At 55.5% G+C, this 14,786-nt stretch carries 8 protein-coding genes; 1 reads left to right on the top strand and 7 read right to left on the bottom strand.

What is annotated here, in order from left to right; all coding sequences use genetic code 11:
- Positions 1-9: 9 nt before the first annotated feature.
- Positions 10-2,094 (bottom strand): glycoside hydrolase family 9 protein, encoded by a 2,085-nt coding sequence (locus QWI16_RS17880; protein ID WP_302715292.1) that lies wholly within the window; start codon positions 2,092-2,094, stop codon positions 10-12.
- Between the two features lie 468 nt (positions 2,095-2,562).
- Here QWI16_RS17880 and QWI16_RS17875 point away from each other — a divergent pair, with 468 nt between their 5' ends.
- Entirely contained in the window at positions 2,563-3,060 is a 498-nt protein-coding gene (locus QWI16_RS17875; protein WP_302715290.1) for a hypothetical protein, read from the top strand.
- Here the strand turns inward: QWI16_RS17875 and QWI16_RS17870 are convergent.
- The 6 genes from QWI16_RS17870 to QWI16_RS17845 all read right to left on the bottom strand — a co-directional run bounded on the left by QWI16_RS17870 (position 3,055) and on the right by QWI16_RS17845 (position 14,688).
- Positions 3,055-4,251 (bottom strand): multidrug effflux MFS transporter, encoded by a 1,197-nt coding sequence (locus QWI16_RS17870; protein WP_302715288.1) that lies wholly within the window; start codon positions 4,249-4,251, stop codon positions 3,055-3,057. The genes QWI16_RS17875 and QWI16_RS17870 overlap by 6 nt on opposite strands.
- A gap of 235 nt (positions 4,252-4,486) precedes the next feature.
- On the bottom strand, positions 4,487-7,411 hold the full coding sequence (locus QWI16_RS17865; RefSeq protein WP_302715287.1) for a TonB-dependent receptor: 2,925 nt from the start codon (positions 7,409-7,411) through the stop codon (positions 4,487-4,489).
- A 383-nt stretch (positions 7,412-7,794) separates the two neighbouring features.
- Positions 7,795-8,931, bottom strand: a complete 1,137-nt coding sequence (locus QWI16_RS17860; protein ID WP_302715285.1) for a Wadjet anti-phage system protein JetD domain-containing protein — start codon at positions 8,929-8,931, stop codon at positions 7,795-7,797.
- The gene (locus QWI16_RS17855; protein ID WP_302715283.1) at positions 8,931-12,581 is read right to left on the bottom strand and encodes an ATP-binding protein; all 3,651 of its coding nucleotides are present in this window, start codon (positions 12,579-12,581) and stop codon (positions 8,931-8,933) included. The genes QWI16_RS17860 and QWI16_RS17855 overlap by 1 nt, the downstream gene beginning before the upstream one ends.
- The gene (locus QWI16_RS17850) at positions 12,581-13,252 is read right to left on the bottom strand and encodes a DUF4194 domain-containing protein (protein ID WP_302715281.1); all 672 of its coding nucleotides are present in this window, start codon (positions 13,250-13,252) and stop codon (positions 12,581-12,583) included. The genes QWI16_RS17855 and QWI16_RS17850 overlap by 1 nt, the downstream gene beginning before the upstream one ends.
- Positions 13,249-14,688, bottom strand: a complete 1,440-nt coding sequence (locus QWI16_RS17845) for a Wadjet anti-phage system protein JetA family protein (protein WP_302715279.1) — start codon at positions 14,686-14,688, stop codon at positions 13,249-13,251. The genes QWI16_RS17850 and QWI16_RS17845 overlap by 4 nt, the downstream gene beginning before the upstream one ends.
- Positions 14,689-14,786: the final 98 nt, after the last annotated feature.

Genomic DNA, 14,786 nt, shown 5'->3' with positions numbered 1-14,786 from the left:
GTTTGCTGCTCACTCGACAAATTTGGACAACAGGCGAATATAGGCCACCTGATACCCATTGGAGTTTTCGGTTACCTCCCAAGAGTTAAGGGGCCAGCTGGTGTTAAAGTCGAGATAAGATTTCATCGGCGGCTGATTGTGCGGCGGCGAAGGCGGCGCCATACCGCAGCGGTTGTTGTTGTCGGTAGCGCCGCAACTGTCAGGGCAACAGCTATCCCAATTGTATTGCGGGTTGGGGCCACCGACGACAAAACCAGGCGCTGGGCCATAGCTGGAGGCGCTGGCCGAGTCCCAATTGGCGCTGCCGTCGCTAAACCAGCTGTGATAAAAGCTGTCCACTGAGTCTTCAGCGCCAAACTCGCTCATATTGGATAGATAGACTTTCCCCATGGGGTTGGTGCCGTGCAGGTAATTGAGGTAGCCGAGGGCCGCGTCATCCACAGTGCGGGTACTTCTCCCACCCAGCCCATAAGTATTGAAGTGGTAAAAAGTCGCTGCCTTGACCGCCATGGTGCGACTGCTGCCCCAGGTGAAATTACCGTCGCCCAGATAGGCGCGGTAAGCGTCAGTTTGGTTGTCAACCGCCGCCCAATTTTCATCGCTTTGCATGGCCTGAACATAGCCGGTGGTAATCCCACTGGCCACATTGGCGGTGGCACCGGGAAGCTTCGCGTAGTGTAAGAGCGCATTCAGCAGCGGCTCGTTCCAAGGGCCTACCCAACCAACATTGGGGGTATGGGCATCGACAAAATCGCGATACTCGGACTCCCCGGTCAGTGAAAACAGGTGGACAGCCGCGATGAGTTTTTTCTCGGCCCGGCCATTAACGTCAACTTCCTGCTCGCCTGCGGCTACGCCGTTAGCAGCGTTGTAAAAGGTAACGTATGGATTGGCATCAGCCCAACTCCAGGCACTTTCGGCGCGCTGGCGCAAGCTTTGTGCGTAATCGTCAAACGTCTCGTCAAATTGACTAAAAAACTCAGCGCCGAAGGCAAACGCCGCCGCGGCAGACAAGCTGGCACTGGTAGTCGCGGGCCCGTAGACGCTGGGCGCAGTGGCGGCTGACGGTGGACTGGCGTGCCCGAGGCCCATAACCGACAAGACCGAGCCATTGTCCTCCTGCATTTTTATCAGCCAATCCATACCCCATCTTATTTCATCCACCAGATCCGGCACCCCGTTGCCCGACTCTGGCAGGTTAAAATCATCCGTCCAAACCGAGGGGCGGTTTTGGTAAATGTGCATCAGGCTCACCAGATAGCCCGCGTGCCAATTGCTGTATTTGTTGTAGTCGCCGGCGTCATACCAGCCGCCGCTCAGGTCTCGCTCGGTACTCGCATCGCCCGTGGCGCTGAATAGCCGCGCTTGAGTATCCTGCCCTTCACCGAGGTGGCTGGCCGTATCCGCCCAGCCGGCATCTGCAAAAGGTGTTTGCTTGGCAAAGCCGGCGCGCTGGTAATAAAAGGTGCGCACCGCCTCAATCAAAATAGGCCGGTAGAGATTCTCCGCGATAGCAAACTCCGGGGAGCGAAGTTTATTCTCAGCATCCACCACTACATAGCTGCCGGGCTCGGTCAGCGCACTGAAATCAAACCACCAGATTTGATCACCGCTGGTGGTGTTCACTGCACCGTCTTTCCAGGCTGTGGGCGCGCCGGTAAATACCACCTCATTATTTGCCGTGTTCACCACTGAATAGCTGCTGCCGGGGGTAAAGCTCAAATCGGCATCAAAGCCCTCCACCGGATTACGCACCACAGCGATCTTTGACGCCTCAGGTAAATAGCCAAACTGGTCCACGGCAATACACTTTGCCGAAGGCAGAGCGTCAATGTCAGTGGGCATGGTCGCAGGGGCCGTTACGCCGCACAACTCAAGGGCCGCCACAGAAGACGAGAGACTGCTGGACGCCGAAGATTGAGCACTGGAAGACTGGCTGCTACTCGAGGATGAACTTCCCACCGAACTCTGTGCGCTTGACTCACTGCTGGCACTGGAGGTTACCGGCCCTGTGCCGCCTCCGCCCGAACCACCACCGCAGCCAACCAAAATTGCCGCCGTTAGCGTGAGAGAAGTCATCGACCTAAAAAGCATACCGCTACCCTTTATCTTTGTTATCGGATTGTCGGCCATGATGCTATATGAAACCGGTTTCATTGTAAATATAAAAACACTTTGCAACAAAATGAGACGAGCATCACAGTTTTTGCGGACAAGCTGCCATCTTACTGTCACATCAACTAGACCTGCCACAAGACAAGTAGATAGCCGACCGACATGGATTGTCGCCCTGCCCCAATCCGTCCGTTAGCCCTCCGTTCACTCTCGCCCTCTGGCGGGACGTCTTTGCCAACCGTCAAATCGTCATGGAGGACGCAATGTATAAAATCGTATTGCTTAGCCTTTTACTTCTCAGCTCATTAGTCACTGCCACAAGCAGTGCTACAACGTTTCAGCAAATGGAGCCCTGGGAGGATAACCACTCTTACCGCCGGGGAGATGTGATCCGGCACGGTCGCTATTTCTACGTCAATATCTCAATAGAACAGGTAGGCGAAAAGGATGGGGATTAATGACAGGCTAAAAATTTTCCTTATCCTGGCATTTCCGGCTCAATTTACAGCTTCAAAAAGCATTGAATCCATATGTCAAAGAGGGCTCTCATCGAATCTGGTTTCCTACCAAAATTGCACAGAAATTACACACCTTAACTGGAAAAATTTAATTGAAGACACTGGGAAAGATAACCTAGCCGTTTTCGGCGTCAAAGACATACCTGATCACTCACTCGTCAAACTGTTAAAAACAAGTGATCTAGATGGCTACATATGTGAAGAGTATGTCGGTGTTTCTTCAACGCCGATAAATGAAACAGCGGAGACCATTGTCACACCTGACGTTTATCTAAAGATCCAAGGTGTTCTTTCAAAATACATTGGCGGAAACAGCGATGCTCTTTACCATCTAATAATTGTTAACAACCGTAGGTATTTAATCGGTCGTTACATGTTCAATAAGCCGCCTCCCATTTACTGCGAGGCGTTAGAAGACCGTTTATAGCGGCCGGTTCGTCACTAACGAGCGCCACATAAACCCCTGGGCGATCAGGCCACAGCACACCATGGCCAGAATCACGGCCGGCAACGTATGTGGCAGTAGGCCTGACAAGGCGCTCAATACACCGGCGCCGCCAAACTGACAAGCCCCCAACAACGCCGCGGCGGTGGCACTGTTTTGCGGGAAATGTTCCATATAGCAGGCGTGCAGGTTGGGCGAGAGCGCGCCATGGGCACCCACGGTAAGCATCATCGCCGGGAGAAAGGCCCATACCGGCCACTGCAACAGCGCGGCCAATAAAAGCATGAACAGGCCCAAGCCCTGTAGACCAGTGGCCAGCTGCAAAACGCGCAGCGAGCTGACACAGCGGGCCAATAGGGCGCGATTGATCAGGTTGCAACAAAACATGGCGACAATATTGGCGCCGAACATCAGAGCGAAGCCATCGGCGGACTGACCGAAGTGGTCCTGGTAAATAAAAGAACCGTGGGTGATAAACACCATCATGACGGAGAAGGCACCGATCTGCCAGGCCAGATACGGTAGCGCCTGGCGGGTCCTGAACACAGTCAGATAGGGGCTGAGAAAACGGCCCCTGGGACGCTCCTGAGCCCGGTGCTGTACAGGCTCACTGAATACCACCTTGATCAGCACCGGGATCATAATCAGCGCATACACTGCCATAAAGATAAAGATGCCCATCCAGGGACCGATTTTCAGCAGTAAGCTGCCAATGCTAGGGGCGATGGCGGGGGCAACCACCAATACCAACCCCAGCAGTGAAAAAAGCTTTGCCGCCTCCTGACCACTGATGCGATCGCGCACCATGGCCGGTACCGATACCAGCACCCACCCGGCGCCCACCGCCTGCAGTGCACGGGCCGCCAAAAAGTGCGGCAAGGTGTGTAATGTGGCCAAGAGCGCACTGGCGGCGGCGAAAATCACCAAACCCGCCAGCAGTACCTGTTTGCGCCCTACCCTGTCAGAGAGCGGACCACCCACCAACTGACCGGCGGCGAGCGCAAATATATACACAGAAACACTGACGGCCACGGCTTGGGACGAAACGCCCAGATCATCGGCGATAGCAGGAAACGCCGGCAGGTAGGTATCCAGAGAAAACGGCCCCAGCATCATGGCCGCCGCGAGGGTTACGACCAGAGAAAATGGGATAGTGGTAGCAGGCTCTTGCATGGTAAGACAGCGCACAAAGGGACAGTCAGCAGACTCTTCCAGTGTAGCGGATTGCAGCCATCTGACCTCTTCCTGGTGGCAGACTTTGCACAACCTTGCACGGCTGACAATCCGCGCATAAAAAAGACCCCGGCATCTTCGATACCGGGGTCAAGAGGATACTGCCATGGGATCTAGCAACGAAAGCTCAGTGGTGTGCTCCGTGCAATAGCAGTAAAGCGATACAACAAATCATTTAAAAGCGGGCACGAACCCCCGCCGCCCAGCGGCTTTCAAAGACGTTTTGTGTGATGACGTAGTCATCCCACTGGGCGTACTGGTCTTCAAATTCATCGGTGACGTTGCTGCCCTGAACGTAGACGCTCACGTAATCGTTGATGTCGTAGCTGGCCGACACATCCACGTACACTGTTGAGTCAGTCCAGATGGGGATAACACCCTCACCCATGCCCATACCGAGGCGATCCAGCCGGTCGCTACGGTAGTTTGCAGCAATACGGAACTGCCAACCGTAATCGTCGTACCAGAGCACAGCGTTACCGGATTTCTCCGAGTTGTCCTGAATCGGCAGAGTTTCGCCGTAGACATCCACGTTGGAGCTGTCGCTGGGCGCGTAGGTAAAGTTCAGGCTGGCACCCAGTCCACCCCAGATGCCAGGCAGGAAGTCAAAGGCCTGTTGGTAGGCAAGCTCAACCCCTTTGATGCTGCCGCCCTCACCGTTGATGTTGGTGGTAACGGGAAGCTCGCGGCGTACAACACCATCGGCATCCGGCAGACCCATGGTGATTTCACCTTGCTCGATAAACGACTCTATATCCATGTAGAAACCGGCCACGCTCAAGAGGCCACTGTTGCTGAAATACCACTCAAGCGAGAGATCGTAGTTATCAGAGCGCCAGGGTTCCAACTGTGGGTTACCGTTCTGGGTACCGTTAATCGCCACCATCAGATCCGGGCTCACACCCAGTTGCTCGCCCAGCACCTCGCCGGCGCGCGAGCGGCCGACACTGAGGCCACCGGCCAGGTCATCGATATCCAGGCTGGTCATGTTTTTCGAGTAAGCTGCACGCAAAATCAGATCGTCTGTCAGATCCAGCGCAAAGTTTACCGAGGGCAAGAAATCATCGTAGCTGCGTGAAATGATTTCTTCACCAATCTTGTCAGCGGCGGTACACAGCGAACAGGGCCGCTCTGAACCGATGATGTTTTGCAGAATATCCAACTCGGTTTCAATATAGCGACCACCAATATTACCGTTATAGGTCATGCCGCCAATTTCACCCTCCAAATTGACCTGCAGATACGCCGTATAGGTTTGCTCATCCACGGTGTAGGAGCGCGACGGCATGGTCAGAGCTTTGTTGCCCGGGTAGAGTGCTTCCTGGAAAGCAAAATTGTCGTCCATCACCTCTGGGTTCACAAAATAGAAAGTGCCGTCGATGCTGCCGGGTCCAAAGTCGCTGACCTCATTCACCCAGCCTTCGGGCATGTCGGCGTAATAATTGAGGTTACCGATGGTCAGATCGCCGCCGGCGACACTGTTGACGCCATCGCCATTGGTATCGCCCAGCGAAGCGCCCGAGTCTTTCCACATGACATCGGCGGAATAATCACCTGTGGTGAAAGGTGCGACCAGAATATAGGTATCGCGTGTCACGTCGCGCTGACCGCTGCGCACACCAAACTCTACAGAGCGCAGGTGTGAGCCCGAGAAATCGTACTCCCCGTCCAGGCGCAGCACATCCAGGGTTGCCTCTTCGGTAAAGTTGTTTTCCGAATAGGTGGACACCAGGTTATAGCGGTTTATGTCCGAGCCGAAACCTTCTTCAAAGCCGAGAGAAATGTATTCGCCGGTGCGATCAAAGGCGACGTCAATTGGGTCCGGCCCATAGCCGTTGGGGTTAACCGGTTCAGCGCCTGAGCCGTCATTGCGCATCAAACCGTGCTGCGCACCGCTGGTGACATAGCCGTGGGCCACGTTTTCGGTGTGTCCGCGCTCGGCATCACCGTGTAGATAACGCAGTGATCCCTTCCAGGGGCCGCCGTTCTCGTAATTCAGCTCAAGGTTGGCGTTGGTGGACTGACGATCGTTGGTCAGTGATTCTGAGTAGGAGCTTACTCGGTTGACCAGCAGAGAGCCTGTATTGATGGTGTAGATTGAGCCACCCAGCGGTCCATCGAGACGCTGCTGAAAGTTATCTGAGTAGGCCCAGTTGTTGCCGCGGGTGCTATCGACCATCATGCCTTGTTTGCGATCGGCGTCTTCCATATCGGTGTAGAACACATCACCGATAAACTCCAGGCTGTCCGTTAGGTTGGCTTGAAAGCTGGCACTCAAACCGTAGCGATCACGCTCGGTTTCCCGGTCCATCACACCGTAAAAGCGCTGTCCCAAAAAGGTGTCGTTGTTATCGCCGTCGTTATTGAAATCACGCTGATCGCGAATGTCTTCACCGATCAACTCCATGCCATTCAAAATCGTGCCGTTGCGGTAATTTGCCAGAGTTTTCTGATCGTAGGTCGCGGTCAATACAACGCCAAAGTCTTCACCGTTAAAACCAGCGAAGCCTGATAATCTGCCGTCATCGCCTTTTGATTCGCTGCCCTGGGCCAGCTCGGCGTTGCCGGAAAAGGTCCAACCCTGATCCAAATCCAGCGGACGAACGGTGGTCAGATCCAGAGTACCGGAAATGCCACCAGCCAACAGCGAGGCGGTCTGCGACTTATGAACCGTAATGCCGGAGATCAGCGGCGAGGGAACATCGGTAAAATCGGGTTGTACCGTAGTGATCGAGCCGGCGCTGAGAAATTGCTCGCCATTGAGCAAGGCGGTCACCTGCGGCATCCCGCGCACGTTGATGGTAGAGCCCTCGCCTGCAGAGCGGCGAATCTGTACCCCGGGAATGCGCTGAAGGGTGTCAGCAATGGTGGTATCGGGCAGCTTGCCAATGTCTTCGGCGGTGATGGTATCGCTGACGCCCACGTTCATGCGCTTTTCATCCAAGTTGCGCGCTTGGCTTGCCGCCAAACCAACAACGCGTACCTCTTCGAGAGGCTCCATGGTTTGGGTTGGGTTGTTTTCCTGCGCAATAGCCGGTAAGGCCGATACCAGTGCGATGGATGATGCCAGAGCATGGCGCTTAAAACTAATACGGTTCACGAATTCTACCTCCCACTCGTGTTTGATTTAGCGATGAGCTGAGGGCGCCCGACCGCCTTGTTATTTACTATCATTTACACTTATAGTTAGTGTTACTAAATATCAGGCTATACCGATTAGGGATTAAATACAATATTTTTCATTAGAAAATGTTAGTAAATACCACAATGGCGATCAAAGATTGAACAAATTGTCGGCGCCACGACCAGCAAAGGTGAGGCGGAATCAATGGCAGGATCGAACTGAGAAATTAGGCAAGGATAATTGCGGCACCGGTAAAGGTAAGGCGCTTACAAAACTTAAACCAGAAGACGTTGAGATCAACAAAAGGCTATGGCCCTGTCCGCGAGCAAGGCGCTTAGGTTATACCCGGCAGTGTCGTTTTACCCGTTCAGGCGTAGCGGAGGAATGTCGACAAACTCTTGGTCAACAAAAGCATTGGTCTGACGAATGGCGGGAAGAAGACAGTCGTCTGCCCATTGGCAACCCGTCAGGCCCGGGTCTTTTTGTAGCCCTTTATTGGCGCTCGTGCTGCTATGGCCCTCCCCCGCTCGCAACTGCTCAAGCATGGGGTCGTAACCGGGCAGCCACGCACTGGCCTCGGTAAAGGACTGGCGCACGGCCTTGAGTATGCCCATGGCGGCGTAGTCCAGATCCCCCCAAAAGTGGACCAACCGATCTTGCCGATCGCTGAACCAGAAGCGCTCAAAATCAACGCACGATGGAGCGGTCGCATCGAGGTAACTAAAAACGACCTGCTCGGGCTCGCGCATGCGCAGCGCACTGCCACGAAAGCCAGCACTGTAAATCAAGGCCGTTGTAGGGGGGCGACGCTGGGCGAGTGCCAGAAAACTGTCTTGGTTCTCGACAAACAGCAGCTTTTGAAAAGATTGCGGCAAGTACACCGCCAAGAGCAATGGGCGCGGGAGAATGTGAGAGGCAAGATCGGGGTACAACTGACGCACCAAAGGCTCGTAGCGCTCAAGCACTTTTGAGTCACCCTGAAAACAACGTGCCGAAAGCGCGCGGAGGGTCATGGGTTTGCGCAAAACCTCGTCTATGCGCAAAAAGCCGCGCAGTGTTTTTTCGGCGCCGAGCTCGGGGATGCGGACAATGGTCTGGGCAAGCCCCTGAGCGGCAGGCGGCAAAACCGATAACTTCTCCAGCTCGTGTTGCCACACCAACGCATAGGGATCAATCGCGGGCCGCTCAAGCCATTGGCGGACTTGCTCCTCCCGTTCCGGTAAAAATAAAAGCTGTGCGCCTTCATAGGTTGGCTGGTAGGGCTTGACTCGGCTTTTCTTGATCGTAATCAGATGGTGATCTTTATCCAGACTGTCGAGCAGCGCCCACAAATAATCCACATCCTCCTCAAAATCGTACAGCTCCGGCGTGGTTTTGGCGCTGACTCTCAGTTGGGGCCGGACACCGCGCTCGAGCTTGTCGATAAAACTGTTGAGCAACCGCAGAATCAGCGGCTCCTCGCTCAACCATTGAGGCGCGGACTGACGATGACTCATCAAACAATGTCTTCCATAAAATCCAGCATCGCCTGGTGACGCACGGTTTTTCGGTGATTGTCCCAAAGCTTGCGAATCTTTTCCTGATTGCAGGCCTTACGATCCACCAGAACCCGGGTATTCAGTTCGCCAACCGGTTGGGCCGTGGGGCATTTGCTAAAGACAAACTGATTACTGATCAAATCCATAAAGGGGCCGGATTTGCTGCTTGGCATAATAAACAGCAGTTGCAGCCCCAGGGTGTCCGTCAAATAGTGAATCACCTCTCGCGAGCGATTCTCATCCATTTTAGAGAAAGCCTCATCCACCAGCACCATGCGCAAATGACTGTCGCCATCGTTAAAGCGAAACGCTGAGGTCACAGCCGCAGAACGGATAATATAAGCCGGGGTCTCCAGCTGACCACCAGACCCCGTGCCGTACTGACTCAGGGCGATGGCAGCCTTGCCTTCCGGCTCTTTGTAGATTTCATAATAGCGGTAGTTACGGTAGTCGCTGATGCGCGTCAGTTCCCTGAGCGCCACTTGCTCGTCCTTGTCCAGCAGCATTGAGAGCATTTTGTCTCTGACCACACAGGCTTTGGACGACAATTGTGCGTCAAACAAACTGGTGCCATCCCCCAGGTTGGGCACTTCAATCACCTCGTTAAAAAAGCGCCAGTAATCGCGAAACTCGGGCACCCACTCGTACCCGAAGTAAAAGCGCTCACGGTCGGCGCCAAAGCGGTGATGTTCCAGCTCTTTATTCAGATCTTTAAGAACCCGCTCGCCGTCCTTAATTGCCTGGTAAATGGAGTGACACAGGTTCGTGACAAAAGCGGTGTTAAAGCTGTCTCGTAGCTCCGCTAGCTGTTCATGCTTATCGACCAGCACATTATTCTTAAGCCGGTTGTACAGACTGGCCACCTCTTTCCCCATGGCCAGTATGCGGCGGAAACACTCAATACCATGAGCCTCACCAATGCCCGTATCATAGACAATCGCATCCTGCCGATGGCAGTGCTGGTTATGGTGCAAAATAGCGGTGTGCAGTTGACGCTCGATGCTTTCAAGCTGCGACTTCAACGATGCTATGTCATCGGCAAAGGTAAAGTGATCAGCAGCTTGATCGGCGCGGTTGGTGGCCTGCTCAATGGCCACGTCCACGTCCACGTCCAACTCCGGGTAGTGATCCGCCATCAGATAAACCGCCTGTTCAGCGTCATCCTGGGCCTCGGCCAAGGCATCTTGGGCATCCGCCAATTGCGTGACTTGGCGACTAATGGTGCGCTCGCGCTCTTTGAACTTGCCGGCCTCTTCAACCAGAGCGCGGTGACGCTGCTCCTCATCAAGGTAAGCTTGCTTAAGTTGGGCCAACTCGGCTTCCAGCTCGTGAAAGTCACTCAGATCGAGCTGCGCAAGTGCCGTCTCCGCTTTTTGAATTGCACGGTGGCACTCCATCATGGCGGCGATGGCGTCGCCGCAGTAAACCGGCTTAATGGCATCTACCAGTTCTTGAATGCGGGCCAGCTGCTGATAGTGCTGCTCGGCGTCATTGGCCTCTTGTAGCAACTGCTCGCATTCGAGCTCTTTGGCCTTGCGCGCGCGCTCTCGGGCGCTTTGACCGAACACCAGCTCGGCGTCATCCAGGTCACAGCGCCACATACTGTAGTTGCCGCTACCAAGCCCATCAGGGGTAATGCCGCGGGCCGTTGTGCGTAAGGCCTCGGCATCCTCAACGCGCAATACGTTGCCGTAAGACGCCTTGAGGTAGTACTCCGCCGTTTTATGACTAAACCCCATCACTCCAATGATCGAACCGGCGGGCAGGTTCAAACGCTCTGCATCGCGTCTGGCCTTTTCACCCTGAATCACCCTCGCCTTGTTGCGTCGGCCACCAGGCAGTGCGCGCACGATTCGCATGGCCTCCGCCTCGTACTCCGGCTCAACGACAATGGAGAAGCGCGCACCGCCCAAATAACCTTCAATAGCCATTTGCCAGTGCGCGTCAAGTACATCCACATAATCACAGAGCACACAGGGATCAGCGCCGGGCACCGCCTGGCCAATAGCCTGCAGCGCCGCTTCAACATACGGCGGGTAACTCACCTTGTGGCTCTGCAAAAGGGCGATATCTTTTTGTTTTTGCTTGAGCTTACCGTTTAAATCCTGTCGCCGCCGATCGGCCTGCGACAAGTGTTGGGCCAGCTGATCACGAAGACTGACGGCCGATGCTGCTTGCTCCTTGCTGTGCCACTGCTCTGCCCACTGCAAATGCACCTGTTCAGCGGCTTTGATCTGGGCGACATCGTTTTCCAATCGTTCTATGCCTACCCAGTCTTTGTTGACCAGCTGCCCCAGATCGATGTCCACCTGCTCGGCCGTGGCAGTGACCTTTTGCCCCAACTGGCGCAGCGCCTTGCTGTCCAGGGCGGGAATACTGGCGCCCAGTGAGCTCTGCGTCAGCTGTTGCAGCAGTGCGCCGCTTGCCTGCACGTTGCGTTGCAATTGCAGGCTCTGCTCATGCACCGGCCTCGCCTTGGCCGCCAGTTCGCGAGTATGCCCGGCGATGCTCTGTTCGAGTTCGTCTTTGGTTTTCAGAGCGCCGATGCCCTGGCGCTTGGCCTCCAGCGCCACTTGTGCCTCGTGGGTATGACGACGTCGCTCTTCACTCTCCCGCTGGGCCAGCTCGTTGCTTTGCAGCGCATCCTGCAGATTTTTTTGCTCGGTCTTGGCGGCCAAATAGCCACGCTGATTGACTTTCGACAGCCGGGTTGCCTCACTGTATTCGGCCAACTGGCGCTCCGCCCAGGTAGTCACGTAGCGATCGGCACTCTCGCGAGCCCCTTCAAGCGTGCCAATCGCCTCGCGAATGGCACGCGTGTCAGACTCCATCTGATGAATGGTTTTCATCAAGTCCGACACATTGCGAATGGCATCGCCAAGATCCCGCGGCTCAAGTATTTCTCTGGCGACAAACTCGGTAATGCTCTTCACCGGTTTGTAGGCCATAAAATTGGCAAAGGTGCGGGCCGCGTGCTTGGCTTCACGGTCGGACACTGCATCGCGCCGACCGCGCAGAGCGCCATACAGGCGGCGTAAATACGCGCCTTTTTTGTCGTACTGCTCAACCAAGGCGCTGCCGTACTGCTTTTTCAGCAAGGTGACAATGTCGGTGATGGGCACGACGTGCTTGCCGTCGGAATAGCTTTTCACGAAATGGGACAGGCTTAACTGCTCGCCGGGTATCACCAGAAACAGCAGTTCGTCTAGCCGCGCCTGCTTTTGGGCACCGGCGCTGTCGAGGCGCGCACGCACGCACATGACCGCGGTAAAAGGCTCGCCGCTCTCACCTTGCGTGGGGTGAAAAATGCCCGCCACATAGCCATCCACCGCCCAGGGGCGGGCGTAGCTGCCGTCGTCGCAGCCCAGTACATAGGAGGCCAGAGTACGAACCTGCTTGCCACCACGTCCACGCTGCGTGGTTTCATCCTGCCCTGGGTTGTAATTAAACAGGTTTTCGTAGGCCGCCGTCATGAGGGTTTGAATGGCATCCGCCGCGGTCGTTTTGCCCGAGCCGTTACCGCCGGAAAACAGATTAATAGGACCAAACTCAAATTCCAGCTGGGGAATATTGCCCCAGTTAACAAAGATACCGCGTTTTAAAAACATCAGGCGCCCTCCGGCTCATCGGCTGCTGCCGGCTCGGTATCACCGGTTGCCAGAGCCTGCAGTACATCGTCACTGACAAAGCTGGTAATTGATGGCTGGATACTGAGCCAGCTCTCGTCAGAATCGAGCTCATCTTCGAGGTGGTATTGAATCAGGCGCAACTGCTTGAGCCGACGAAACAACTGCTTGCGCTCGCCAAGCCCTTCGGGAAGGCCACGCTTCAGCAGGTTATTCATGGCGATTGCCAAGCCCTCCAGCGACAGCATAGCCCGGCCTTTTTCGTCCACCTGCCCTTCGCGCAGACTTTTCTGGTATTCGGCGCGCAGCACCAGAATCACCGCAACCTCCTGCTGACTCGGACGCACACGAAAGCCCGTGTTAAACGGGCCGCTATCGTCGTCGGCAATACCTGGGACTTCGGCGCCCGGCGGATAAATACGCACAAACGCGAACTGTCGGTCGTGCTGGATACGCACACCGAGCACCCCGAGGTATTGCTCAACCAGCGAAGCACATTGCAAATAGCGATCGTAGAGCTGGGCCTCGGTCTGGTTTTCATCCCGGTTCAATACCCCGTAATCCAGCAGGCGAATCACAAGCTCGGAAAACTCATTGCGTGTCACGTTCGCCGAGCTCAAGGCATCGTTTAAAAAGTCGTCAAATTGGCTCATTCGGTTTCTTCGCGAAGCGAGATTAAAAATTCATCGGCGCAGTGAAAATAATCAAGGCGCAGGCTTTGCCCGGTCGGCTCGACCAGAAATCGACAGCCGCCGGACAGATTGTTGTAAGAGGCTACTTCGGTAATATGGGCCATGGCCAGGAGGTCACGGGCGGTATCCACGGGCAAGTGCCTTGTAGAAACCTGGCGTCCATCGCGCAGGGCTTTTTCGACGTATTGTCGCAGGCCGCTATTATCCAGAGCGAAGGCCTGGTCGAGCACTTGCTGAATCATCAACTCGCGCTCGGCCTCGGCATCCAGCGGTGGCTGCTCGGTCACAGCCGTCCTGACCACCGAGGCGCGCTTACGCTCTTGCAGGCGCAGCTGCGCCGGGTCAATAAGCTGCACGCGCATACCGGCCATGTGCTCGGCGGCTCGCTGCAGATGCTGAGCCACAACAGCATCGTCCTGCTCGCTCAGCGATTGGCAAATGCCCACCAAGTCATTTTCGCTTTGGCTGTTCAGATAGCTGAGCTGGCGAATAATAATGTCGGCGCGCTTGGTAAAACTGTGCAGCGCGCGGCGCAAAGCGGGCAGCATAATATCGGCGGCATTGCCCATTCGCCTCTCGATGGTATCGAGAATGCTCCAGAGCACGGACTGGTCGGGTCGGGCCAGCTCGGGGATAACCCGCCGCAGCTGTTTTTCGATCTGGGCCTTATCGTCTTTTGGTCGGCGACGAATCTTGGCGATTACCCGACCAATTTGATCGCGGTGCTTTTCCACGCTGTCGGCCGACAGACGCACCGCCACATCCGGCTGAAAACGCTTCTCCATAAACTCAAAAAACTGATCCGTGGCCTGCTGCACCAGTTGCTGAGATTCCACCTCCCGCACCAGCTCGCGCTTGCGCTCCTCAAGCTCGGCGATGACATCGGTAAAGTCGGTGACAATCCGCTCCGAGTATTCGTAGGCATCCAGCAGATCGTGAATTTCACCGCGATGATAAAAAGCCTCCAACGCGTTTAGGGTATTGCGGGTGTTGCGATGGCGGGTTCGGATGCGCGCACTGTCCGACTCAACCAACGGCTGGGTAAATAGCCGCCCGAGGCGCGTAAAGGGATAGGTCGACTGCAAGGTGGCGGTGTCCACCTGCTTTTCCAGCCAGCCGCATTCGAGCAGCTGCTTCAGCACCCAGAGCGCCTGCTCTCGGTGGGACTTAAAGCGCTGGGGCGCGTCATCGTCATCCGCTGCCAAAGCTGCGAGCGGCGTGCGGGCCAGTGCCTCTTCCAGTATTTCCAGTAGCTGCTCGCGCGACAGGGAGTGGCCGTAATCGGCATTTGAGCCGTAGAGCCTGCGGTACAGCAGGCTCAGGCACTGGGCCACCTGCTCCCGGTATTTACTCGTTAGCGGCTTGAAGAATTCCTGACGCTCGGGAGTGAAGAACATCGGTACCGTTGTGGTTAATCATTGACCAGCTGCCCGGCTCGGACAGGTGCCTATTGTGCTACCCGAATCGAGCCTATGCAATCAAAACTCTCGCTTGC

This window comes from Gilvimarinus algae (assembly GCF_030518215.1).
GTDB lineage: Bacteria > Pseudomonadota > Gammaproteobacteria > Pseudomonadales > Cellvibrionaceae > Gilvimarinus > Gilvimarinus algae.
Note: the sequence above shows the minus strand (reverse complement) of the source record. Positions and strands in the feature narration are given on the sequence as shown.